24 protein-coding genes are annotated in these 24,118 nt (G+C 68.6%); 19 read left to right on the top strand and 5 right to left on the bottom strand.

Going from position 1 to position 24,118, the window contains the following annotated elements; translation table 11 throughout:
• Position 1 precedes the first annotated feature (1 nt).
• The 6 genes from tsaB to KV397_RS12455 are packed head-to-tail and all read left to right on the top strand — an operon-like array spanning position 2 to position 4,953.
• Positions 2-619 carry a tRNA (adenosine(37)-N6)-threonylcarbamoyltransferase complex dimerization subunit type 1 TsaB gene (gene tsaB, locus KV397_RS12480; protein ID WP_261811398.1) on the top strand — a complete coding sequence of 206 codons (618 nt, stop codon included), beginning with the start codon at positions 2-4 and terminating at the stop codon, positions 617-619.
• Positions 616-1,104, top strand: coding sequence for a ribosomal protein S18-alanine N-acetyltransferase (rimI, locus tag KV397_RS12475; protein WP_261811397.1), 489 nt, complete (start codon positions 616-618; stop codon positions 1,102-1,104). Before tsaB ends, rimI begins: the two co-directional genes overlap by 4 nt.
• Positions 1,101-2,168, top strand: coding sequence for a tRNA (adenosine(37)-N6)-threonylcarbamoyltransferase complex transferase subunit TsaD (tsaD, locus tag KV397_RS12470; protein WP_047524159.1), 1,068 nt, complete (start codon positions 1,101-1,103; stop codon positions 2,166-2,168). The genes rimI and tsaD overlap by 4 nt, the downstream gene beginning before the upstream one ends.
• Complete coding sequence (locus tag KV397_RS12465) at positions 2,165-2,653, top strand: hypothetical protein (protein WP_047524160.1); 489 nt, start codon at positions 2,165-2,167, stop codon at positions 2,651-2,653. The genes tsaD and KV397_RS12465 overlap by 4 nt, the downstream gene beginning before the upstream one ends.
• Positions 2,654-2,657: 4 nt before the next feature.
• The gene (locus KV397_RS12460; RefSeq protein ID WP_261811396.1) at positions 2,658-3,794 is read left to right on the top strand and encodes a hypothetical protein; all 1,137 of its coding nucleotides are present in this window, start codon (positions 2,658-2,660) and stop codon (positions 3,792-3,794) included.
• Positions 3,778-4,953, top strand: a complete 1,176-nt coding sequence (locus KV397_RS12455) for a hypothetical protein (protein ID WP_261811395.1) — start codon at positions 3,778-3,780, stop codon at positions 4,951-4,953. Before KV397_RS12460 ends, KV397_RS12455 begins: the two co-directional genes overlap by 17 nt.
• Before the next feature lie 7 nt (positions 4,954-4,960).
• Here the strand turns inward: KV397_RS12455 and KV397_RS12450 are convergent, their stop codons facing one another.
• Complete coding sequence (locus KV397_RS12450; protein WP_407665302.1) at positions 4,961-6,166, bottom strand: class I SAM-dependent methyltransferase; 1,206 nt, start codon at positions 6,164-6,166, stop codon at positions 4,961-4,963.
• A 169-nt stretch (positions 6,167-6,335) separates the two neighbouring features.
• On the opposite strand from KV397_RS12450, the gene groES reads away from it, so the two are divergent.
• From groES to KV397_RS12435, 3 genes are all read left to right on the top strand, one after another.
• A complete protein-coding gene (gene groES / locus KV397_RS12445; protein ID WP_047524164.1) occupies positions 6,336-6,632 on the top strand; it encodes a co-chaperone GroES in 297 nt (98 codons plus the stop codon).
• Positions 6,633-6,742: 110 nt separating this feature from the next.
• Positions 6,743-7,675: an EamA family transporter RarD gene (gene rarD, locus KV397_RS12440; RefSeq protein ID WP_153243674.1), complete on the top strand. Its 933-nt coding sequence runs from the start codon at positions 6,743-6,745 to the stop codon at positions 7,673-7,675.
• A 144-nt stretch (positions 7,676-7,819) separates the two neighbouring features.
• Positions 7,820-9,073: an ABC transporter substrate-binding protein gene (locus KV397_RS12435; protein WP_131492558.1), complete on the top strand. Its 1,254-nt coding sequence runs from the start codon at positions 7,820-7,822 to the stop codon at positions 9,071-9,073.
• A gap of 121 nt (positions 9,074-9,194) precedes the next feature.
• Here KV397_RS12435 and KV397_RS12430 read toward each other — a convergent pair whose 3' ends face one another.
• From KV397_RS12430 to KV397_RS12415, 4 genes are read right to left on the bottom strand one after another with little or no spacing between them, the layout of a single operon-like run.
• Positions 9,195-9,962, bottom strand: a complete 768-nt coding sequence (locus KV397_RS12430; RefSeq protein ID WP_047524167.1) for an ABC transporter ATP-binding protein — start codon at positions 9,960-9,962, stop codon at positions 9,195-9,197.
• On the bottom strand, positions 9,959-10,954 hold the full coding sequence (locus tag KV397_RS12425; RefSeq protein ID WP_052193800.1) for an ABC transporter ATP-binding protein: 996 nt from the start codon (positions 10,952-10,954) through the stop codon (positions 9,959-9,961). The genes KV397_RS12430 and KV397_RS12425 overlap by 4 nt, the downstream gene beginning before the upstream one ends.
• Positions 10,944-11,921 carry a branched-chain amino acid ABC transporter permease gene (locus tag KV397_RS12420; RefSeq protein ID WP_131492557.1) on the bottom strand — a complete coding sequence of 326 codons (978 nt, stop codon included), beginning with the start codon at positions 11,919-11,921 and terminating at the stop codon, positions 10,944-10,946. Before KV397_RS12420 ends, KV397_RS12425 begins: the two co-directional genes overlap by 11 nt.
• Before the next feature lie 3 nt (positions 11,922-11,924).
• Positions 11,925-13,211 carry a branched-chain amino acid ABC transporter permease gene (locus tag KV397_RS12415; RefSeq protein ID WP_081997086.1) on the bottom strand — a complete coding sequence of 429 codons (1,287 nt, stop codon included), beginning with the start codon at positions 13,209-13,211 and terminating at the stop codon, positions 11,925-11,927.
• 319 nt (positions 13,212-13,530) lie between these two features.
• On the opposite strand from KV397_RS12415, the gene guaB reads away from it, so the two are divergent.
• From guaB to KV397_RS12365, 10 genes are all read left to right on the top strand, one after another.
• Positions 13,531-15,033 (top strand): IMP dehydrogenase, encoded by a 1,503-nt coding sequence (guaB, locus tag KV397_RS12410; protein WP_047524169.1) that lies wholly within the window; start codon positions 13,531-13,533, stop codon positions 15,031-15,033.
• A 150-nt stretch (positions 15,034-15,183) separates the two neighbouring features.
• Positions 15,184-15,498: a DUF2277 domain-containing protein gene (locus KV397_RS12405; RefSeq protein WP_047524170.1), complete on the top strand. Its 315-nt coding sequence runs from the start codon at positions 15,184-15,186 to the stop codon at positions 15,496-15,498.
• Positions 15,499-15,641: 143 nt separating this feature from the next.
• Positions 15,642-16,685, top strand: coding sequence for a response regulator (locus tag KV397_RS12400; RefSeq protein ID WP_131492552.1), 1,044 nt, complete (start codon positions 15,642-15,644; stop codon positions 16,683-16,685).
• Complete coding sequence (locus tag KV397_RS12395) at positions 16,685-17,674, top strand: ATP-grasp domain-containing protein (RefSeq protein ID WP_153243677.1); 990 nt, start codon at positions 16,685-16,687, stop codon at positions 17,672-17,674. The genes KV397_RS12400 and KV397_RS12395 overlap by 1 nt, the downstream gene beginning before the upstream one ends.
• Positions 17,671-18,387, top strand: a complete 717-nt coding sequence (locus KV397_RS12390) for a PHP domain-containing protein (RefSeq protein WP_261811393.1) — start codon at positions 17,671-17,673, stop codon at positions 18,385-18,387. The genes KV397_RS12395 and KV397_RS12390 overlap by 4 nt, the downstream gene beginning before the upstream one ends.
• On the top strand, positions 18,384-19,871 hold the full coding sequence (locus tag KV397_RS12385; RefSeq protein WP_131492546.1) for a glycosyltransferase family 2 protein: 1,488 nt from the start codon (positions 18,384-18,386) through the stop codon (positions 19,869-19,871). Before KV397_RS12390 ends, KV397_RS12385 begins: the two co-directional genes overlap by 4 nt.
• On the top strand, positions 19,868-20,011 hold the full coding sequence (locus KV397_RS12380) for a hypothetical protein (RefSeq protein ID WP_165875444.1): 144 nt from the start codon (positions 19,868-19,870) through the stop codon (positions 20,009-20,011). Before KV397_RS12385 ends, KV397_RS12380 begins: the two co-directional genes overlap by 4 nt.
• Positions 20,008-20,355 (top strand): response regulator, encoded by a 348-nt coding sequence (locus tag KV397_RS12375; protein WP_153243680.1) that lies wholly within the window; start codon positions 20,008-20,010, stop codon positions 20,353-20,355. The genes KV397_RS12380 and KV397_RS12375 overlap by 4 nt, the downstream gene beginning before the upstream one ends.
• Entirely contained in the window at positions 20,352-22,157 is a 1,806-nt protein-coding gene (locus tag KV397_RS12370) for an ATP-binding protein (RefSeq protein ID WP_261811392.1), read from the top strand. Before KV397_RS12375 ends, KV397_RS12370 begins: the two co-directional genes overlap by 4 nt.
• 87 nt (positions 22,158-22,244) lie before the next feature.
• Positions 22,245-23,933, top strand: coding sequence for an ABC-F family ATP-binding cassette domain-containing protein (locus tag KV397_RS12365; protein ID WP_261811391.1), 1,689 nt, complete (start codon positions 22,245-22,247; stop codon positions 23,931-23,933).
• Positions 23,934-24,118 lie beyond the last annotated feature (185 nt).

Below are 24,118 nucleotides of genomic sequence, written 5' to 3'. Positions count from 1 at the left end.
GGTGATCCTCGCCGTCGACACCTCCCTGGGTACCGCTGTGGCCCTCATCGATGCCGACGGGGACCTCCGCGCCGAGGCGAGTGCAGCCGACCCGCTCGGCCATGCCGAGATCATCGGCGACCTGCTGGTCGAGGTGCTCGCACAGGCCGGAGCTGGAGCGGTGACCCACGTCGTCGCCGGCATGGGACCCGGACCGTTCACCGGACTGCGGATCGGCATCGCCGCAGCACGAGCCTTCGCGCTCGGACGCGACATCCCCGTGATCGCGGTGCCCAGCCATTTCGCGGCCGCGCTCACCGCGACCGAGACCGAGACCGGGCCGTTCGCCGTCGTCACCGACGCGCGCCGACGCGAGGTCGCGATCACGGTCTTCGACGGGATCGACGCCGACGGGATTCCGCACGTCGTCGCCGAGACGGTCCTGGTGCGCGCGGCGGACGCCGACGCACACCTCGACGGCATCCGACGCATCGACGTCGCGACGCTCTCCGCGCGGGACCTCGCCCGGATCGGCGCGCGCGCCCTCGCCGCCGGTCGTGTGTTGACGGACGATGAGCCCCTCTATCTGCGGAACCCGGATGTGACGCTGCCCGGTGCCCCGAAGAAGGTGGGGACGTGACCCTCCGCGACGCCGTGCCCGACGACCTCGAAGCGATCATGATGATCGAGAACCGCTCCTTCCCGACCGATGCCTGGAGCCGGGAGACCATGGCGTCCGAGCTCGCCAGCCTGCACGGCCGGTACCTGGTCGATGAGCACGAGGGGAGTGTGATCGGCTACGGCGGGGTGCGGGCCCTGCGCGGGAGCGCCGACGCCGATATCCAGACCATCGCGCTGCTCAGCGGATACCGCGGCCAGGGCCGTGGCCGGGCGCTCCTGCGCGCGCTGCTCGCCGCCGCGGCGGAGCGCGGTGCCGGCGAGGTGTTCCTCGAGGTCAGGGCCGACAACCCCGCGGCCGAGGGCCTCTACCTCGCCGAAGGCTTCACCGAGATCGGCCGTCGTCCCCGCTACTATCAGCCGGATGATGTGGACGCGATCGTGATGCGCCTGGACCTGCGCCGCCACCCGGTCGCGCGAGACCAGTCCGAGGAGGCGACGGCATGAACGAGCCTCTGGTCCTCGGCATCGAGACGAGCTGCGACGAGACCGGCATCGGAATCGTCCGCGGGCGCACCCTGCTGTCGAACACGATCGCGTCGAGCATGGACGAGCACGCCCGCTACGGCGGCGTCGTGCCCGAGGTCGCGGCCAGGGCGCATCTCGAGGCGCTCCAACCCGCCATCGATGCGGCGCTCGCCGAAGCGGGTGTGGGCCTCGACGAGCTCGATGCGGTGGCCGTCACGAGCGGTCCTGGTCTCGCGGGCGCGCTGATGGTGGGCGTGGGTGCGGCGAAGGGCCTCGCTGTCTCGATCGACAAACCGCTCTATGCCGTCAATCACCTCGTCGGCCACATCGCCGCCGACATCCTGACCGGCGGCTCCGCACCGCTCGAGTATCCGACGATCGCCCTGCTGGTATCCGGTGGGCACACCTCGCTGCTGCACGTCCGCGATCTCACGACCGACGTCGAACTGCTCGGCGAGACCATGGACGACGCCGCAGGCGAAGCCTTCGACAAGGTCGCCCGGCTCCTCTCGCTGCCCTACCCGGGTGGTCCCGAGATCGACCGCGCGGCGGCCGACGGCGATCCGGAGGCGATCCGCTTCCCCCGTGGCCTCTCCCGGGCCTCCGATCTGGCGAAGCATCGCTATGACTTCTCGTTCTCCGGACTGAAGACGGCCGTGGCCCGCTGGGTCGAGCGTTGCGAAGCGGAGGGGGTCGAGGTCCCGGTGGCAGACGTCGCCGCGAGCTTCCGTGAGGCCGTCGTCGATGTGCTCGTGACCAAGGCGCTCGCCGCCTGCGCGGATCTCGGCGTGCCGAGACTGCTCCTCGGCGGCGGGGTGATCGCGAACCGGCGCCTGCGCGAGGTCGCCCTCCGACGTGCCGCCGAGGCCGGCGTCACCGTCCGCATTCCCCCTCTCTCGCTGTGCACCGACAACGGCGCCATGATCGCGGCCCTGGCGTCGGAGCTGATCTCCTCGGGGCGTCCGCCGTCGCGATTGACGTTCGGCGCGGACTCGACCCTTCCGGTGACCGAGATCCAGATCGCGGAGGGGGCGCCCGCATGAGCGACACCTCGGGTGCGGCCGAGGCGAAGGCCTCACCCACCCCGCCGACGCGCATCGAGAGCCCGAGCGAGCAGGTCGAGCAGCATCCGGCTGCGGCCGCGCGGCTTCCCGGAGCCCGCCGGGAGGGGTATGCCAAGTTCCCCACCGGCCCTGTCGGCATCGAACCCGTGGTCGCGAGCGGTCCCGACATCGACGCGCGAGACGACGTGGAGTGGGAGCCGTCGACCGATGCCTCGCCCATCGACGACACTCGACTCGCGCCGTGGGCGCTGCTGGCGGCGATCGTCGCGCTCGGAGCCTCGTTCTTCGTCGGCTGGGGGATCCCCGTCGCGATCGTCGCGGTCATCGCCGCGGCCATGTCGTTGCGTCGCCCGGTCGAGAGTCGGGCGATCGCGCGGTGGGCGCTCGTGCTGGGTCTCTGCGCGACCGTCTACAGTCTGGGGTGGCTGGTCTGGGCGGGCATGCAGTTCGAGAAGCTCGGGTGACCGGATGCTCGACGCCGAGGAATCGGAGGAGCTGCGCTCCCTGCACGCACGGGCCTATGGCCGCGACTCCGCACTGACGGCCGCTGAGGCGGTGCGGCTCCGCGAACTCGAGGACCGCCGGCGGACCACGGCCGCTGCGCCGAAGAGCGAGGAGCCGACGCAGGTCGAGGAGCCGACGCAGCTCCCACACGCGGCGCACGTCGATGGGACGGACTCCGTCGGGCCGTCGCCGGGTGAGCGCCGCGATGAGCCTTCGCCGGCGGATCGGTCGGGAGGCGAGATGTCCGAGCCGATCGCGGAGGCACACGCCTCACCGGGATCGTCCCTACGGTCGTTGCTCGTCGTGACGCGATCGCACTGGCGACCGGTCGCCTTCGCCACCGTGGCCGTACTCCTGGTCGGGTTGGGTGTGGGGTGGCTCGCCTTCGGTCGGTCCCACGACGCACCCGTCGCGCTGTCCCCTGAGCAGCAGCAGTGGGAGGACGACCTCGTCGCGGGTGGGGACTACGATCCCGGCTCGGTCCGTGCGCTCGGAGTGGAGGAGGGAGCGGTCATCTGGACCGCGACGAAGGACGGTCGCGAGCGCACGTGTCTGATCCTGAGCACGGGCGATGTGACCCTGCCCAACTGCGACGAGACGGAGTCCGTGTCCGCGCAGGGCATCTACGGTTCGATCACGGTGCGCTCCGAAGAAGACCTGCAGCGGCAGATCAGCGCGCAGATGCTCTTCACCGCGTCGGGTGAGCCTGCCGTCGCGGTGAACTCGTACGACTACGATCCGACGCAGACGGGGATCACGTATGCGAACGAGGAGGAGTCGCAGACCGCGGCGCGACTGACGCGCGAGGGCTTCGACGCCGGTTCCCTCTGGGTGGTCGGCTACGACGGCGACGTCCCGCTCTGGACCGCCGTGGAGCGTGACTCGCAGAACTCCTGTCTGATCTACGACGGATCCACCGACGATTCCCCGCAGACGTGCCTCGATCCCGAGACGATGCAGGAGCAGGGGGCGAGTCTGGTCCTCAACGTCGTCGACGCCGATTCCGGTGCCGTCACGCACTTCGAACTGGCCTCGAGCACGGGCGCCGGCTACCTCGTCATCACCCACGAAGCGGACGCCGCCGGTGCAGCCGAGGACTGACGCCGAGGAGCTTCGGGCGCTGCAGCAGCGGGCCTACGGCCGCGGGACACGGCTGACGGAGGGGGAGGCCGAGCGCCTGCGCGAGCTGGAGGAGCAACGCCGCTCTCCGATCGAGTCCCCGCCGTCGGCAGTCGACGAAGCCGGTGCAGATCCCTCGGCGGACGACGAGGATCCCGCTGCGGAAGAAGCGCCTGCGGACGCGTCGGTCGAACCTTCCGTGCCGGTCGCGCCTGCCGTCAGCGACGAACCCGTGCCTCGCCGGGGCGCGCTGCGGCAGCACGTCGTGGCTGCGATCGCGGGGGTCGCCGTCGTGCTCGCGGTCGGCATCGGAGCCGGCTGGGCACTGTTCTCGCCGCGGGTCGCGAGTATTCCCCTGACCGGAGAGCAGCAGCAGCGACGCGCCGAACTCTCGGCCTCGACGTTCGATCCCGGCTCCGTCCGTGCGATCGCCGAGTCGGACGACGCCCTGGTCTGGTACGCGACCAGGGAGGACGGCGCCCTGAGCTGCATGGTCCTCGATGTGAGCGGTCGGGAGCAGACGGACTGCCTCCCCGTCGACGAGGTCGACAACGGGTTGACCGCGGTTCTCCCCGTGGAAGCGGACGGGACGATCGGTGAGGAGTCTTCCGGCGACGGGGCCTTCGGCGTGGAGACGGTCATCGCCACGTTGCGCCTGTCGGTCGACGGTGAGCCGATGGTGGGGATCCAGCGCTGGGGCGGACCGTCGTCGCTGGCGGCGGAGTTCCCGGAAGAGGTGCGCGATCGCGCCGAGGAGCTGGCAGCGGACGGCTTCGGCTTCGGGCTCTCATTGATCACCATGTTCCGGGGGGAGCCGGTCTGGCTCGCCGACCGCCTCTCGGCGCAGGGCACGACGGACAGGTGCCTGATCGTCGACGCGGGCGGACCCATGGCGTGCGTACCGTTCGAGACGGCGGTGGAAGGAGGGCTCGCCACGCAGGTCGTCGACGACGACACGCGCGACGGCAGGGCGACGATCACGGCGCTCGAGCTGAGGTTCACGGGGCAGCAGAACGCGTATCTGGTGGTCGCCGAGGGCGTGCCCGTCGCCACCGTCCCGCCGGGCGAGTCGTTCTTCGTCGAGGCGCCACCCGGAGACCCGATCGAGATCGCACCGCCGGGGGCGGGAACCGGCGGCTGAAAACGGATCAGCTCGCGGCGGAGACCCGGTCGGCGAGGATCGCCACGCGTCGATCGCCGATGCGGGCGAGGATCAGCGTCGCCTCCTGGTCTCCCCGCAGCGTGAGCTTCTTGCGGAAGGCCGCCGGGTCGACGTCGACCCCACGCTTCTTGATCTCGAGTCGGCCGATGCCGTGCGCCTTCAGCGCTGTGCTGATCGCCTTGGGGTTCGCCGGCATCGTCTCGCGCACGCGGAAGGACTGTACGAAGGGGCTCGTCAGCGCCGAATCGGAGGTCAGGTAGGCGATGTGCTCGTCGAGCATCCCGGCGTCGAGGCTCCTGGCCACATCGCCGATCAGACGCGCACGGATGACGGCACCGTCGGGTTCGTGCAGGAAGGCGCCGAGCTCACGCACCGGCTCATCGACGGCATCTGCGGGTGCGGTGAGCTCGTGAGACCGGTCGTCGCGGATCACCAGGGCCGCGCGGCGAACCCCCTCACGGGCGAGGGCGCCGCTCCACACCACGAGCTCGACGACACTGCCGTCGGCACTCACCCACTGCGACTCCGCGTCGGCGGGCAGCGCATCCCGGTCGTGCGCGGGGCCGAGCTTGATGCCCGTGGACACGCGGCGGGCGACGTCGAACGCCCAGTCGAGGGAGGGGGAGTAGTCGTCGGCCGACACGCGCCGCGTCTCCCCGTGACCGGAGGTGCGTCGGGCGGGATCCATCCAGATCGCCCGGTCGTCCGCAGCGGGCATCGTCTCGAAGGCGTCTTCGGCGGTGTCATGGCGCACCACTGCGCCGTCACCGAACGGCGCGAGGTTGTAGGCGGCGATCGCGGCGGTGACCTCATCGGCGTCGACCGCCAGCACGTCGAGTCCGGCGCCGGTGAAAGCCAGCGCGTCGCCGCCGATCCCGCAGCCGAGGTCGGCGACAGCGGTGAATCCCGCGCTGCGGATCCGCTGCGCGTGGCGAGCGGCGACTCCGAGCCTGGTGGCCTGCTCCAGGCCCGCCCGGGTGAACAGCATGCGTCCGGCGAACGGTCCGAACTTGGCGGAAGCCTTGGAGCGCAGGTGAGCCTGCCCGACGACCGCGGAGACCAGGTCGGGGGAGTGGCCGGCGGCGCGCAGCCTCGAGACCGCGCGAGCGACGTCGGCACTCGATCCGACCGTCCCGACCGCGTCGAGGAGTTCGAGACCGGCGGGGGTCAGCAGGGCGCGCAGCTCGGACATCTCCACGCCCTCAGCCTAATTCCCCGCCACGCGCGGAGCCGTGTCGAGCGGGTGTGCTGGCACTCGCATTGCGTGAGTGCCAGCACACCGCCTACACTGGCATTAGCACTCTCGGGTTGAGAGTGCGAACAAGTCTTTCGTGTCAGCGTCAAGAAAGAAGAGGTAGACCGTGTCGGTTTCCATCAAGCCGCTCGAGGACCGGATCGTCATCAAGCAGGTCGAGGCCGAGCAGACCACCGCGAGTGGCCTGGTCATCCCCGACACCGCCAAGGAGAAGCCCCAGGAGGGCGAGGTCGTGGCGGTCGGCCCCGGCCGTATCGATGACAACGGCAACCGTGTTCCGATCGACGTCGCCGTCGGCGACCGCGTGCTCTACAGCAAGTACGGCGGCACCGAGGTGAAGTTCGGTGCAGACGAGTTCCTCGTCCTGTCCGCTCGCGACGTCCTGGCGGTCGTCGTCCGCTGATCTGCGGAACCTGATCCGGCCCCTCCGAGGGGCAGGGTCGAGGTCCTCGAAGGGGCCCGGATGCTTCGGCATCCGGGCCCCTTCTGCATTCCCGGCGCTAGTGTTGTGCGGTGACCCCTGAGACGACCCGCGCCACCCGGACCGCGGGGGTCGCGTACGCCGGAGCCGCCTACCTGCTTTGGGGCGTGCTTCCGCTCTACTTCCTCCTGCTCGCACCGACCGGGCCGTGGGAGGTCGTCGCCTGGCGGGTGCTGCTGTCGTTCGTGTTCTGCCTCCTGCTGCTCACCGTCACCCGCGGGTGGGCCGCGTTCCGAGCGATCCTCCGGCAGCCCCGCCTGCTCGGCTGGACGGCGCTCGCCGGGCTCCTGATCTACGTCAACTGGCAGGTGTTCCTGATCGGAACCCTCAGCGACAACGTGATCGAGACGAGCCTTGGCTACTTCATCAATCCGATCACCACGGTGCTGCTCGGGGTCTTCGTCTTGAAGGAACGCATCCGCCGGCTGCAGTGGGCCGCGATCGCCATCGCCGCGATCGCCGTCGTCGTGATCATCGTGGCCTACCGTGCCTTCCCGTGGATCGCGCTCTCGCTGACCGCATCCTTCGGTATCTACGGACTCATCAAGAAGAAGATCGGTCCGGCGGTCGATGCCGTCAGCGGGCTCACCCTCGAGTCGTTCTGGCTGATCCCGATCGCCGTCGCGCAGCTGATCGTGGTGTCGATGACGCCGGCGGGCATCACGATGGGCGCGAACGGAGGGGTGCACGCTCTGCTGCTGGCGTTCGCGGGAGTCGCGACGGCGGTACCGCTGCTGTTGTTCGCCGCGGGAACCCGGCGGATCAACCTCACGGTGATCGGCATGATCCAGTTCATCACCCCGGTGATGCAGTTCCTCATCGGCGCCGTCGTCCTGAAAGAGCCGATGCCGCCGGAGCGCTGGGCGGGATTCATCCTCGTCTGGATCGCCATCGCCGTGTTCCTCGTCGATCTGCTGCTCGCCGGGCGCCGCGGCCGTCGGATCGCTGCGACCGAACTCGTCTGAACCCGGGTCTCTTCTCCGCCCGAACCCGGTCTCGGATCGTTAACGCACCGAGATACTTGCGATCCCTGCACGCGGGTATCACGGCCTAGTGTTAGAGCACCCGCCTGTGGTCACAATCCACGTTCAGTTACGCAAGGGAGCATCATGAACGCACTGAAGGGCTCGCGCACCGCGAAGGTCTTCGCCGGGATCGCTTTGATCAGCGCATCCGCCATCGTCGTCGCCGGCTGCAGCAGCACGCCGAACGCCGAGCCGAGCGAGGGTGGTGAGAAGCCGGCCGTCGATCTGACGCTCAAGCTCGGCTCGCTCCTGCCCGCGACCGGTTCGCTCGCGTTCCTCGGCGCTCCGATGGAGGCCGGTGTCCAGCTGGCCGTCAACCAGATCAACGAGGCTGACGCCGGCGTGACCATCGACCTCACCACCGCCGACGAGGGCGACCTCGACAACAAGGCGTATGAGACCTCGATCACCAACCTGCAGAACGCCGGCATCACGGCCATGGTCGGTGCCGCATCGTCGAGCGTCACCAAGCTCATCCTCGACGGCAACGCCGGTGCGGGCATCCTCACCGTCTCGCCGTCGAACACGTCCCCGGACTTCACGGGCATCAACCCGCTGTACTTCCGCACGGCACCGAGCGACAACCTCCAGGGCGAGGTCCTCGGCAACGAGATCGCCGAGGACGGTCACAAGACGCTCGGCATCATCTACCAGAACGACCCGTACGGCACCGGTCTCTTCGAAGCCATCAAGGCGACGTTCGAGAGCACCGGCGGCGAGGTCGTCGCGGATGCGTCCTACAACCAGGGTGACGGCCAGTTCAACGCGCAGGTCTCGGAGATCGCTGCGGCGAACCCCGACGCCGTGGCCGTCGTGTCGTACGACCAGTTCGCGACCATCGCGCCGCTCCTCGGCAACGCCGGGGTCGACACCGGGTCGCTGTACCTCGTCGACGGCAACCTCAAGGACTGGGGCACCGACATCCCCGTCAGCCTCGAGGGCTCGAAGGGCACCCGCGCCGGCGCCGAGCTGCCGCAGGATTTCCTCGACCAGCTGAACGAGGTCTGGACGGCTGACGGCAACGACCCGATCGACGCCGTGACGTACTCCGCCGAGGCGTACGACGCCGTGGTCCTGATGGCGCTGTCGGCTCTGGCCGCCGGCTCGGTCGAGGGTGCGGACATGGCGGAGCAGATGCGCACCGTCTCCGGTGGCGACGGCGATGGCGAGAAGTGCTCCACGTTCGCGGAGTGCGCCGACATCATCAACGGCGGCGGCACCGCGGACTACGACGGCCTCTCCGGCGACATCACGTTCGACGAGAACAACGACCCGAAGGGCGCCGCGATCGGCGTCTACGAGTTCGACGCCGACAACGTCACCTCGCGCATCAAGTAATCGCGCACAGGAAGGCCCCGGATGCACGCCATCCGGGGCCTTCTTCTGTGCGGTCACCCTGCTCCGGTCGCAAAAAGGCTCGGTATCCGCGCGGATACCGAGCCTTTTCGCGACCGGAACGTCAGGCGGCGTCGGTCCCGAGCGTCCCCAGGTAGAGGCCGATGACCTTCGGATCGTTCAACAGCTCGCGACCGGAACCCTCGTAGGCATCCTTGCCCTGATCGAGCACGTAACCGCGGTCGCAGATCTGCAGGCAGCGCCGGGCGTTCTGCTCCACCATGATCGTCGTCACGCCGGCCTTGTTGATGTCGGAGACCCGGATGAAGGCATCGTCCTGCCGCACGGGGGAGAGGCCGGCCGACGGCTCGTCGAGCAGCAGCACGGAGGGGTCCATCATGAGCGCTCGGGACATCGCGACCATCTGCCGCTCACCGCCCGAGAGCGATCCGGCGCGCTGCTTGAGGCGCTTGCCGAGCTCGGCGAAGATGCTGCTCACGAACTCGAGGCGCTCGGCGAAGATCTTCGGATTCTGGTAGAGCCCCATCTCCAGGTTCTCCTGGATCGTGAGCGAGGGGAACACGTTGTTCGTCTGCGGCACGAAGGCCACACCGCGGCGGACGAGCTTGTCGGCCTTGAGGCCCACGATGCTCTCGCCCTTCACCGTGACGTCGCCCGAGCGGATCTCGACCATGCCGAAGATCGCCTTGAGCAGGGTCGACTTGCCGGCGCCGTTCGGTCCGATGATGCCGATCAACTCGCCCTTGTGGGCCACGAGGTTGGCTCCGTTGAGGATGTTCACTCCCGGCAGGTAGCCGGCGTGCACATCGGTCAGCTCGACGATGACGTCGTCGTTCTTGATCTCGTTGCGTTCGACGGGGGCGTCGGTCATGACTTCTTCTCCTCGATGTCCTCGGCCTCTTCTTCGGCCTCGACCTCGGTCTCGATCTTCTCCCGGATGCGGATCGCGTCCTCCTCCGAGATCACGGGGAGGCGACCGGTGACGGCACCGAGATCGAGATCCTGGTGCGCCCCGAGGTAGGCGTCCACGACGGCGGGGTCCTCCATGACCTGGTCGGGCGGCCCCTCGGCCACGACCCGCCCCTCGGCCATCACGACCACCCAGTCGGCGATGTGCCGGACCATGTGCATGTCGTGCTCGACGAACAGCACGGTCATCCCCTGCTCCTTGAGGTCGAGGATGTGCTCGAGCAAGGACTGCGTGAGGGCGGGATTGACGCCGGCCATCGGCTCATCGAGCATGACCAGGGTCGGATCGCTCATGAGGGCGCGGGCCATCTCGAGGAGCTTGCGCTGACCGCCCGAGAGTGATGCCGCGAAGTCCTGCTCCTTGGCGTCGAGCTTGAAGCGGGTGAGGAGTTCGTGCGCGCGCGCCTCGATCTCCTGGTCCTGCGTGCGCCAGAGGAAGGGGAACAAGCCCGCCCAGAACCCTTCGCCGCGCTGGTCCTTCGCGCCGAGTTTCATGTTCTCGAGCACGGTGAGCAGCGACAGCGACTTGGTCAGCTGGAACGTGCGCACCTGTCCCATCCTCGCCACCTTGAAGGAGGGGATGCCCGAGAGGTTCTTGCCGTCGAACGACCAGGTGCCGGCGTTCGGTTTGTCGAAGCCGCACAGCAGGTTGAACAGGGTCGTCTTCCCGGCACCGTTCGGACCGATCAGGGCGGTGATCGCCCCGCGAGGGATCTCCAGGTGATCGACGTCGACCGCGGTGAGGCCGCCGAAGCGGCGCTCCACGGCATCGGCGATGAGGATCGGGTCGACCTTCTTGACCCCGGGGGCTGCGGGACCGGCGGCGAGACCGCCGGTCTTGGCGCGGGGTGTGGTCTTCGCGGGCGTGACCGCCGCGTCGTCGTTACTTGACAAAGGTCATCTCCCTCTTGTTTCCGAGGATGCCCTGGGGGCGGAAAATGACGATCAGCATCAGCACGACACCGATCACGATGTACCGCACGACGTCGGCTTGCGCGCTGGACATCGGGAGGTAGCCGGCGTTCGCCATCGCGGGGAGGAGCGCGCCGAGGAAGGCGAACACCACCCAGAACAGCACGGCGCCGAGTGTGGGTCCGAGCACGGTCGCCGCACCTCCGAGGAGGAGGATCGTCCACAGGAAGAACGTCAGCGACGTGGAGTAGCTGCCGGGGATCACCGCGGACGGCAGGATGAACACGACGCCGCCGAGGGCACCGATCACGCCACCCACCACGAGGGCCTGCATCTTGTAGGCGAAGACGTTCTTGCCGAGCGAGCGCACCGCGTCCTCATCCTCGCGGATGCCCTTGAGCACACGACCCCACGGGCTGCGCATGAGCGCCCACACCACGAGCACCGCGACCGCGAGGCTGATCAGACCGACGACTCGGACCCAGAGGTCCGTCGCGTTGTAGGTCCACGGTCCGAAGCCGTAGGTGCCGGGAGGGAACGGGTTCGCATCGCGGAAGCTCTGGTGATAGCCCGAGAGTCCGCCCGCCGAGTTCGTCCAGTCCTTGAACAGCTCGGTCACGAACAACAGGCGCACCACCTCGGCGGTCGCGATGGTCGCGATGGCCAGATAGTCGGCGCGCAGACGGAGGGTGGGGATACCGAGCACGAGAGCGAACACCGCCCCGCCGAGCAGGCCGACCAGAAGCGCCGCCCACCAGGGGAAGCCGAACGTCAGGATCGAGATCGCATAGCCGTAGGCGCCGATGGCCATGAAGGCCGCCATGCCGAAGTTGAGCAGTCCGGTGTATCCGAAGTGCACGGCGAGGCCCGTTGCCGCGAGCGCGTAGGCGATCGTCGTCGGGCTGAAGAGATAGGAGGCGGTGTTGCCGAAAATACTGCCGAAGTCCATGCGTCAGCCCAACCTTTCCTTGCGCCCGAGGATGCCCTGCGGTCGCACCAGCAGGATCACGATCAGTGCGACCAGTGCTGTCGCGTACTTGAGGTCTGTCGGTACGCCGAACAAGGTCGACACCTCGACCGCGAGGCCGACGATGATCGAGCCGATCAGGGCGCCGATCGCGGAGCCGAGACCGCCGAGCGTGATCGCACAGAACATCAGCAGCAGCATCTGCATACCCATGTCCCACTTGACCCCGGGGCGGAAGTACGCCCACAGGATGCCGGAGATCGCCGCGAGCGTGCCGGCCAGGATCCACACCGTGCGGATCACCTTGTCGACGTCGATGCCCGATGCGGCGGCCAGCTGCGGGTTGTCCGAGATCGCTCGGGTCGCCTTTCCGGTGCGGGTCCTGGTGAGGAAGAAGGCCACGCCGAGGATCACGATGATGCTCGTCGCCATCGCGATCATGTCGATGTAGGAGAGCGAGATGGGCCCGAGCTTGATCGGCTCGGGACTCGCGCCCGGCAGCTGGTAGGTGCTCCCGCCGATCATGTACTGCATGCCGTAGCGCAGGGCGAGGGAGAGGCCGATGCTCACGATCATCAGTTGGACGACACCCAGGCCTCGGCGGCGCAGAGGCTTCCAGATCCCCGCATCCAGGGCCCAGCCGAGTGCCGCACCGCCCACGACCGCGGCGAGGATGCCGAGCCAGGGCGGAAGGTTCCAGAACGTGGTGAAGAGCAGCATGACCACCGCGCCCCACGTGACCATCTCACCGTGGGCGAAGTTCGACAGGCGGGTGGTCCCGTAGATCAGCGCGGCGCCCATCGAGGCGAGGCCGAGCAGGAGACCGAAGTTCAGTCCGCCCACCATGCGCGAGAGGAGCTGATCGAGGAAGGAGACCGTCACCCGTTCGCCGGCACCGAGGAAGAAGTTGACGATCTTGGTCCCGGTGAGGCCGAATTCGAGCTCGAACGAGGCCGTCGTCCCCGACACGGGCTGGATGCCTTCGGGGAGCTGGGTCGCGTCGACGATCACTCCGTCCGGAAGCGTGGATTCGTCGACCGTGAGGGTGTACGTCTCCTTCTCGGGCACGTACAGGCGCCACTTGCCCTCGGCGTCGGTCTCGGTCTCGGCCTCGAAGCCGTTGCCCTCGATGGACATGACGACGCCTTCGACGGGCTCGTCCGCGTTGGTGACGACACCGGCGAAGTAGAAGTCGGTGATCTCCTGTCCGTCGTCCGTCGTCTCGGCTGAGGCCGATGAAGGGGGCAGGAGCAAGACGGCGCTGAGCGCCATGAGGATACCGAGGAAGGCGACCAGCCAGGGGCGCTTTCGATGCACGGCGATTGTTGTGGGTCCCACGCAACCTCCACTTTGAGTGCTGTGTCTCCGCGGTGTCGGGTTCGACCGCGGGGATGGACGACGCACTTGAGCGTAATGCGCGATCGGCGAATCACCTACCGTCGGGGCCAACGGTCCGGTAACGACGGGGATCTGGGAATGTTCTCGGGCGTGTCTCGCTTAGAATCTTCATACGGGCCGCTGCCCCGCGAACGGCCGACGTCGACCACCCCCTCGCACTCGGACATGCGCGACACGCGCAGAAGGAGAATCCATGGAACAGCACGATCCCTTCGGCTTCGTCGGACTGACGTACGATGACGTGCTGCTCCTGCCCGGGCACACCGACGTGATCCCCAGCGAGGCGGACACCTCGTCGAGGATCACGCGGCGCATCTCGGTCGCCACCCCGCTGCTGTCGAGCGCGATGGACACCGTGACGGAGTCGCGCATGGCGATCGCGATGGCGCGTGAGGGCGGCATCGGCATCCTCCACCGCAACCTCTCCATCGCGGATCAGGCCGCGCACGTCGACCGCGTCAAGCGCAGCGAGTCGGGCATGATCACCGACCCCATCACGACCACGCAGGACGCCACGGTCGAAGAGGTCGACAACCTGTGCGCGAAGTACCGCATCTCGGGTCTCCCCGTCGTGGACGACGAGGGCAAGCTCGTCGGCATCATCACCAACCGCGACATGCGCTTCGTCTCCGGCTTCGAGCGTCAGAGCACGTTCGTCAAAGACGTCATGACGCGGGAGAACCTCGTGACCGCTCCGGTCGGCGTCGCCGCCGGCGAGGTCATCGCCCTGTTCGCCAAGCACCGTGTCGAGAAGCTGCCGCTGATCGACGGCGACGGCAAGCTCGCAGGACTGATCACCATCAAGGACTTCGACAAGAGCGAGAAGTACCCGCTCGCGACCAAGGACGACCAGGGGCGACTCCGCGTCGGTGCGGCCATCGGCTTCTTCGGAGACGCGTGGGAGCGCGCGGAGGCGCTGCGTGACGCGGGGGTCGACGTGCTGGTCGTCGATACCGCCAACGGGCAGTCCCAGGGCGTGATCGATCTCGTCCGCCGCCTGAAGGCCGACGCATCGTTCGAGCACATCGACGTCATCGGCGGGAACGTGGCGACCCGGGAGGGCGCGCAGGCTCTGGTCGACGCCGGCGTCGACGCGGTGAAGGTCGGCGTCGGACCCGGATCCATCTGCACCACGCGCGTCGTCGCGGGCGTGGGCGTGCCCCAGGTCACGGCCGTCTACGAGGCGTCGCTCGCCGCTCGTCCCGCCGGTGTCCCGGTGATCGCCGATGGTGGTCTGCAGTACTCGGGCGACATCGCGAAGGCCCTCGTCGCCGGCGCCGATGCGGTGATGCTCGGTTCGCTCCTGGCCGGCACCGACGAGTCGCCCGGCGAGATCGTCTTCCAATCGGGCAAGCAGTTCAAGCAGTATCGCGGCATGGGCTCGCTGGGTGCGATGCAGACGCGCGGCAAGCAGACCTCGTACTCCAAGGACCGCTACTTCCAGGCCGACGTCCCGAGCGACGACAAGCTGATCCCGGAGGGCATCGAAGGGCAGGTCCCGTATCGCGGGCCGCTCGCCGCCGTGGCCTATCAGCTGGTCGGAGGTCTCCGGCAGTCGATGTTCTACGTCGGCGCGCGCACCATCGAAGAGCTCAAGACGCGGGGCAAGTTCGTCCGCATCACCTCGGCGGGGCTCAAGGAGTCGCACCCGCACGACGTGCAGATCGTGGTCGAGGCACCGAACTACAAGAAGTAACCCCGGCAGACGAGGAGGGACCGGATACCGCGGTATCCGGTCCCTCCTCGTCGTGGTGTCCCCGCCGTCGACGCCCGCACCATCCCCTCCGGACGCGGCACGGTCGCACGGACTCTTCCGCCGACGCGGCCCCAGGCGTAGCGTGCGGGTATGTGCCGAAACATCGTCCCGCTCAACAACCTCGAGCCTGCCGCGACCGACGACGAGTGCCACGACGCAGCCCTGCAGTTCGTGCGCAAGATCGCCGGGACGACGGCACCGTCCCGTGCCAATCGAGCCGTGTTCGATCGCGCTGTCACCGAGATCGCTCAGGCGACCCGGGTGCTCCTGGACGAGCTCGTCACGACGGCGCCCCCGAAGAACCGCGACGAGGAGGCGGCCAAGCGTCGGGCTCGGTCCGCAGAGCGCTACGAGGCGATCCGGGTGTATCAGCAGGAGAAGCGCGCGGCACGTGCGACCTCGTGAGAACGAAGTCGCGGGGAAGACGGCCGTGTATGCCAGAATCGACATACCCCGCTCGACTTTCCCGGCGGTTCCGGTGATGAAGGCACCGAGATCGCAGGCCGATCCCCATCGGTCAGGGAACCTCCCCAAGGAGAGCTGTATCCATGCCTGAGGATTCTCCTCGCGTTCTCGTCGTCGATGACGATCCGGACGTCGCCCTGCTCGTCAAGACCGTGCTCGAGCGGCGGGCGGGCTGCATCGTCGATGTCGCGGAAGACGGTCAGGTCGCCGTCGAGCGTGTCGGCGCTCAGCGCCCCGACGTCGTCGTGACCGACATCGAGATGCCGGGGCTGAGCGGCCTGGAGTTGCTGGCCGAGCTGCGTCGAACGGTTCCGACCGTGCCCGTGCTGGTGATGACGGCCCACGTCTCCGTCGAGTACGCGGTCTCCGCGCTGCGTGCGCAGGCGGACGAGTTCCTCACGAAACCGCTCGACAACGCCAAACTCGTCGAGTCCGTCACCCGGCTGATCGAGGAGGGGCGTCGGCGCCGGGAGGGGGCCCGCCAACCGGAACGGGTGCTCGCGATCGGCGCGCACCCCGATGACGTGGAGATCGGCGTCGGCGGACTTCTCGCGGCCCACGCCAGGGCGGGCGACGAGATCACGATCCTCACCCTCTCCCGCGGTGCCAGAGGCGGTGACGCCGACAGCCGACAGGACGAGTCGCTGGCCGCGGCCGAGTTGCTCGGCGCCCGGCTCTTCCTCAAGGACCTCGTCGACACCGAGATCCCCGGCGGCGGATCGACCGTGCGCCTCATCGAAGAGGTGGTGCAGGAGATCCGCCCCACCATCGTCTACACGCATTCGGGTCACGACAGACACCAGGATCACCGGGCCGTGAGTGAGGCCACGATCGTGGCCACTCGGCGTGTCGGCACGGTCGCCTGCTACCAGAGCCCCTCGTCGACGATCGACTTCCGCCCCACGCGGTTCGTGCGGATCGACCAGTACCTGGACGAGAAGCTCCGGCTCCTGGAGAGCTTCCACTCGCAGACCGCGAGCCGGGAGTACCTCGCACCCGAGTTCGTCACGGCGACCGCACGATACTGGTCGCGGTTCGGGGGTGGGACAGCCGTCGAACCCCTCGAGGTCGTGCGTGAGACGGCGGAGTTCATCGGTGCCCACGAACTCAGCCGACGGGAGAGCTGATGACGACGCGCGTACTGGTGACCGGCGCGGGAGGTCCGGCAGGTGTGGCCGTGATCCGCTCCCTCCTCCGCCGAGCCGATCTGACCGTGTTCGCCGCCGACATGGACGGATGGGCGAGCGGCATCTATCTGGTGCCCCCGGCGCAGCGTCGTCTGGTGCCACCGGGGCGGGACGTGGACTTCGTGCCGGCCATCGCGCGGATGGTCGAAGCCGACGCCCTCGACCTCGTGATCTCCACGGTGGATGTCGAGCTCATCGCCCTCGCCGGACGACGGGACGAGCTGGCCCCCGCGGTCCTGGCCGCCCCCTCGGCGGACACGTTGAACACCGCGCTCGACAAGCTCGCCCTCGCCGAGCGATGCGCCCCGACCGGTCGCACGCCCCGCACAGTCCTCGCCGGCCCCGAGGCGGAGGCCGTCGACTGGGAGTTCCCGGTCTTCGCCAAGCCTCGCCAGGGTGCGGGAAGCCGTGGCGTCCGACTCGTGCCGGATCGTGCCGCTCTCGAGGCGCTGCCCACGGACGAAGGCCTGATCGTGCAGGACTTCCTTCCAGGGGAGGAGTACTCGGTCGACGTCATCGCCGATGCTGCGGGTGCTGTGGTCGCCGCCGTGCCGCGCACCCGTGCCAGGGTCGACTCGGGGGTCGCGATCGCCGGACGCACCGTGCGTGACCCCGAGCTCGAGGAGACCGCCGCATCGATCGCGCGGGCCATCGGACTCGTGGGCGTCGCGAACGTGCAGCTGCGTCGTGACCGCACCGGTCGTGCCGTGCTGCTCGAGGTCAACCCGCGCTTCCCGGGGGCGCTGCCGCTCACGATCGCGGCCGGGGTCGACATTCCATCGCTCGTCGCGGATCTGTTCCTGGGGCGTGAGCTGCCGGTGAACATCCCGTTCCGTGAGGTCGCCTCGGTGCGCTTCCTGGAAGACGTGATCGTCGAGGTCGAGGACGTGCTGGTCTCCGACCACGCGGGGCACCAGGAGGAGCTGTGAGCCACCCCCTGCTTCGCGGCGATCACCACGTCCATTCGACCTTCTCCGACGACGCCGTCTCGACGCTCTCCGAGAATGTCGAGGCCGCGGCAGCGTCGGGCCTGAGCACGGTGCGGTTGGTCGACCATGTGCGTGAAAGCACCACCTGGGTGCCCGAGTACCTCTCCGCCGTGCGCGCTCTCCGGGTGCCGGACGGGCTCGTGGTGCTCACCGGTGTGGAAGCGAAGATCCTCGACAGCTCCGGATCCCTCGACATCCCGGCTCTGCCGGACGGCATCGACCGGATCCTGATCGCCGACCATCAGTACCCGGGTGTCGACGGTCCGCTCGGCCCGTCCGTCGTGCGCGAGCGGATCGCCGCAGGGTGGGCGGTGGACGATGTGCTCGACCAGCTCGTGAACGCCCTGATCGCCGCGATGCGCCGGTACCCGGGGAACCAGCTCGCGCACTGCTTCTCCCTCCTGCCCAAGATCGGGCTGTCCGAGCAGGATCTCGGGGCAGAGCGGACGCAGGCCTGGGCGCGTGCCGCCGTCGAGACCGGGACACGGGTGGAGGTCAACGAGAAATGGGCGTGCCCCGGGCCTGAAGTGCTGTCGGCCCTGCGACGGGCGGGTGGAGAGCTCGTCGCCTCCACGGACAGTCATGAAGCGGCGGATGTCGGCCGATACTCCCGTGTGATCCCACTGCTCGACGCGATCGAGGCCTCCTCATGACGGATCTGACCTGGCTCCAGACGGTGCTCGTCGTCGTCCTCCTGCTCTGTGTGCTGGTCGGCACGCTGCCCGTCGTCAACACGGGATTGCAGTTCCTCGTGCTGCCACTGCACGCGTTCCGCAACCACTACGGCAAAGCGGCCCCGTATCACCCGAACGTCGCGGTCATCATCCCGGCATGGAACGAGGGGCTCGTCATCGGCCCCGCCATCGAACGGCTGCTCCAGCTGGAGTACCCCGGCGAGCGACTGAGGATCTTCGTCGTCGACGATGCGTCCACGGACGACACGCCCACCATCGTCGCCGCGAAGGCGGCAGCACATCCTGGACGCGTCGTGCACCTGCGGCGCGAGAAGGGCGGCGAAGGCAAGGCCCACACGCTCAACCACGGACTCGAGGTCGCGCTCGCGGACGAGTGGACCGAAGCCGTGCTCATCATGGATGCGGACGTCATCTTCGCACGCGACTCCCTCCGCAAGCTCAGCCGGCATCTCGCCGACGACGACGTCGGTGCCGCGACCGCATACATCGCCGAGGGCAGTCGCGACCGCAACTACCTCACGCGCTTCATCGCGATCGAGTACGTGATCGGGCAGCTCTCCGCGCGCCGGGTGCAGAACGTCGGCGGCGCGATCGCGTGCCTGGCCGGCGGGGCGCAGCTGCATTCCCGCGCGAACCTCGAGGCGATCGGCGGACGCATCCCGACGGGGACCCTCGCAGAAGACACCATGACCACGTTCGAAGGTCAGCTCAAGGGGCGGCGCATGGTCTTCGAGCCGCACGCCGTCGTGCTGGCCGAAGAGCCGCGGACGATCGACAGCCTGTGGAAGCAGCGCCTGCGCTGGGCGCGGGGCAACGTGCAGCTGACATCGATCTACCGGAAGCTGTGGTTCCGTCCGAGCCCCACCCATCGCCTGGGGAGCTTCTCATTCGGTCTGGCCTGGTTCACGATCCTGCTGCTGCCGGCGTTCATGCTCCTCGCCGCGGCGGGAATGCTCGCGCTGCTGGTGCTGCACAGCGACATCGCCGAGTTCGTGTTCCGCTTCATGTGGATCTCGGCGGCCTGCATCTATCTCTTCTCGATACTCTTCTCCGTGCAGCTCGACCCGCGAACGGGGAGGCATTCCTGGCGTGAGGCGATCATGTTCCCCGGGCTCGGGGCGCTCCTCCTCATGGCCATCGCCCTCTTCCCGTGGCTGTTCCAGGCGCTTCTGCAGGCGCTCGGCCAGCGCGCCACCGAGCAGACGTTGTTCACCTGGGCGGTGATCTTCTATCTGTGGGGTCCGATCTCGATGCTGGGGATCTGGCTCGCCCGCGCGGTGGAACCGCTCCCTGCCGGACGCTTCTTCGCCGGCCTGCTCCTCTACATCTGCGGCTACGGATCCCTGCTCTGCGCCATCACCGTGGATTCGTACATCAAAGAATGGCGTCGCGCCGACGCCTCCTGGATCAAGACCGAGAAGATCGGACGTGTGGACTCATGACCGCAGCACCGTCACACGACACCGAAGCGGAGGAGATCGCCGAGGATGCGCGCCGCGAGCGGCGACTGATCCCGCAGGCGATCATCGCTCTCGTCGTCGTCGTCGCCGTCGTCATCGTGCGAGAGCTGTTCCTTCGATGACCGGGAGGCCGTTGGCCCTGGTCGTGGAAGACGCCCCCGATCAGGCGGCGCTGCTGCGCCGCTATCTCGATCGCGAGGGCTTCGACGTGTTCATCGCCCGCGACGCCGAGTCGGCGATCGCCGCATTCGAAGAGATCGATCCGGTCCTGGCGGTGCTCGACCTGCTCCTGCCCGGGATCTCGGGGCAGGAATGCGCGCGTCTGGTACAGGACCGGTTCCCTCGCTGCTTCCTCGTGATCAGCTCGGTGCTCGACGCGGCCGACTACCCGCCGGCGGATGCGGCTCTGCCGAAGCCCATCACCGGGGCCGACCTGCACGCCATCGTGGAGCGGGTGGAGCGATGAGGGCCACGCCGCTCGACCGGGCCGAGAACCGGTGGTATCGGATCTTCGACGACCCGAGCCCGCTGCTCAAACAGGCGCCGACGGTCATCGCGGCCGTCCTCGCGGGGCTGCTCACCTGGTGGGTGCCGGACCTGCCGGTCACCCACGCCGCGTCGGCGATCGGTGGCATCGCTCTGGTCCTCGGGGCCACCGTCCTCGCCGCGGTGCTCACCGCGCGGCGGATCCACGACGGATGGGCGGTCCTGCTCATCCCGATCGTCGACATCATCGGCCTCGGCCTCTTCCGCACCGGTACCGGTGGCCCCGGCTCCCTCTTCTCCGCTCTCGTTCTCCTCCCCGTGGTGTGGCTGGCGGCGGCACCCGGCATCCGCTGGGTCTTCGTGGTCGCGGGCCTGACGTCTGTCGCGCTGCTCATGCCGTATCTCACCGATCCGCCCCACACCTCGACCGAGTGGCTCCGCGGCGTGGTGGCTCCCCTGGTGTTCGCCGCGGTGGCCGCGGTCATCAACCAGCTCGCCCGACAGCAGCGCCTCCGTGTCCAGCAGGCCGAGGAGCTGGTGGCCGAGCGCACCAAGGCGCTGTCGGAGAACGTCGCGATGATCGTGCAGCTGCGCGACAAGGAGCGCCAGTACCGCGAGCTCCTGGATTCGTTCGAGAGCCTGTGGTCATCGATCACCGCCCAGGCCGTGATCGCGACGACGCGCGACGGTGTCGTCACGGCCTGGAACCCCGGGGCCGAGCGCCTGCTGGGGCTCTCGGCCGGTGAGGCGCTGAAAGATGTGCGCGTCGATCGCTTCTTCTCCACCGCCGTCCTGTCGATGCTGGCGGCGGAGCACGCCGACCGCCTGCCGCCGTCCGATGACCGCCGCTCGGGGGAGAACGAGCTCTCGCCGGGGATCCAGGCCTTGTTCGCGCAGGCCGATGCAGGACTCACGGTCGACGGTGACATCGAGGTGACGACCGAGGGCGGCACGACCGTTCCCGCCCGCGTGACCGTGAGCCCCCACAAGGACGGCGCCGGTGCGCAGCAGGGCTACCTGTTCGTGCTCACCGACGAGACCAGGGCGGTCGAGGTCGCCCGGATGAAGGACGAGTTCGTCGGGATGATCTCGCACGAGCTGCGCACCCCGCTCAGCGCGATCATCGGATTCCTCGATCTGCTCCAGAACGATCCCGGTCAGCCGCTCACCGGCGACCAGCAGGAGTTCGTGTCCATCATCGAGCGCAATGCGCAGCGCCTGCTCAACCTCGTCGGCGACCTCCTCTTCACCGCACAGGTGGAATCCGGGCGGTTCCCGCTCGATCGCGAGGAGGCCGATGTCGCCGAGCTCGTCCGTTCGGCGGTGGTGTCGGCGGGCCCGCACGCGCAACGAGAGGGTATCGAGATCGACGCCGAGGTCGGCCCTGACCCGGTCCGCCTCGTGGTCGACTCCGGAAGGATCGGCCAGGCGCTCGACAACCTCCTCTCCAACGCTATCAAGTTCACGCCGAGCGGTGGTCGGGTCACGGCGCGGGTGCGCCTGGTGGACGAGGGAGTGGAGCTCTCGGTCAGGGACACCGGGGTCGGGATCCCCGAGAACGAGCAGGGAATGCTGTTCACGCGCTTCTTCCGCGCGTCGACCGCGACACGTAACGCCGTACCGGGGGTGGGGCTCGGACTCACGATCACGCGAGCGATCGTCCTGGCGCACGGCGGCACCATGGACGTCACGAGTCAGGAGGGCGTCGGCACCGAGTTCCGGTTCGTCCTCCCGGTCGCCCCTCGCACCGAAGCGCTCACGAGCCTGGGTCACGTCGACTGACGCGGCCGGCCGCGGTTCGTGCCCGGCCGCTCGCGCTGATAGCCTGGTCGGCTCGGCACATGCGGGGCGGAAGGACGGCCACGCACCGTGGGCTACATCGATGTCTCCAGCGTCTCACTGACGCTCCCCGACGGCAGACCGCTTCTCGACGAGGTGTCGTTCCGTGTCGGTTCCGGGTCGACGAGTGCGCTCATCGGCCCCAACGGCGCGGGCAAGACGACGTTGCTGCGCATCATCCGCGGCGATCAGCCCGCCGACGACGGGGTCGTGACGATCGAGGGCGGCCTGGGCGTCATGGACCAGTTCGTCGGTCACGGCGAGGCCGGGGAGACGGTCCACCACCTGCTCGTGCGCGTCGCGCCCGCGCGCATCCGTACCGCGGCCGAGACGCTCGAAGCTGCGGAGAACGCGTTGATCGAGCGCGACGAGCACGACACGCAGATGGCGTATGCGTCGGCGATCGCCGAATACGCCGACGCCGGTGGATACGAGCACGAGACCGTCTGGGATCAGTGCACGGTCGCGGCGCTCGGGGTGCCGTTCGAGCGGGCGCGGTTCCGCGAGCTCACCACGCTGTCCGGGGGCGAGCAGAAGCGGCTCGCACTCGAAGCGCTGCTGCGCGGACCCGACGAGGTGCTGCTGCTCGATGAGCCGGACAACTACCTCGACGTCCCGACGAAGCGCTGGCTCGAGGAGCAGCTGCGGGCGACGCCGAAGACCGTGCTGCTCGTGTCGCACGACCGGGAACTCCTGGCACGTGCCATCGATCGGCTGATCACGCTCGAGCCCGGTGGCGCGGGTGCCACGGCCTGGGTCCACGGCGGTGGATTCGGTACCTATCCGCAGGCGCGGGCGGACCGGATGGAGCGGCTCGACGAACTGCGTCGTCGCTGGGATGAGCAGCACGAGAAGCTGCGCACCCTCGTCGCGAACCTCAAGGTGAAGGCGTCGGCGAACGACGGCTTCGCGTCTCGGTACCAGGCGGCGCAGACGCGGTTGCGGAAGTTCGAAGAGGCGGGTCCGCCCGAGGAGCGTCCGCCCGCGCAGGATTTCGACATGCGCCTGCGGGGAGCGCGCACGGGCAAGCGCGCCGTGGTCGTGCAGCGCCTGGAGCTGACCGGGCTGATGCGGCCGTTCGACACGGAGATCTGGTACGGCGATCGCGTCGCCGTGCTCGGCTCGAACGGGTCGGGCAAGTCCCACTTCCTGCGCTTGCTCGCGCGTGGTGGCAGCGACCCCGACACCACGCTCGGTCACGTCACCTCGTCGGGGGAGCAGCTGAGCGTGGTCGAGCACACCGGCGCAGCGACGCTCGGAGCGCGGGTCGTGCCCGGTCTGTTCGCGCAGACGCACGCGCATCCGGAGTTCGTCGGACGCACGCTCCTCGACATCCTGCACCGGGGTGACGATCGGCGCACCGGGATGCCACGCGATGCCGCGAGCTCAGCGCTCGACCGCTATGGGCTCGTGCGTCAGGCCCTGCAGACCTTCGACTCGCTGTCCGGTGGACAGCAGGCACGTTTCCAAGTCTTGTTGCTCGAGCTCTCCGGGGCGACGCTGCTGCTCCTGGACGAGCCGACCGACAACCTCGACCTGGAATCGGCCGAGGCACTGGAACAGGCACTCGCGCGATTCGAGGGCACGGTGCTGGCCGTGACACACGATCGATGGTTCGCCCGATCGTTCGACCGGTTCCTGGTGTTCGGCTCGGGCGGGGACGTGTACGAGTCCGACGAACCGGTCTGGGATGAGCGCCGCGTGGCCCGCGCCCGCTGACGATACGGAGGCAGTGCGACTTCCTCATCGTCGGCTTCCAGATGGATCCGACCTTGGGTCGTCCGGAGAGGAACGCGCCGACGCAGACGGTGGTCGAGCGCTACATCCAGTTGCGTGGCTGCCAGTACGTCGACGAGATCGTGCCGACCCTGTCGTCTCGGTCGTGGTCGACCATCAGGAGCCGG

It is taken from the genome of Microbacterium aurugineum (genome assembly GCF_023101205.1).
In the GTDB taxonomy this organism is placed as follows: domain Bacteria; phylum Actinomycetota; class Actinomycetes; order Actinomycetales; family Microbacteriaceae; genus Microbacterium; species Microbacterium aurugineum.
The sequence above is the reverse complement of the archived record's forward strand: the minus strand, read 5'-3'. Positions and strand labels throughout refer to the sequence as shown.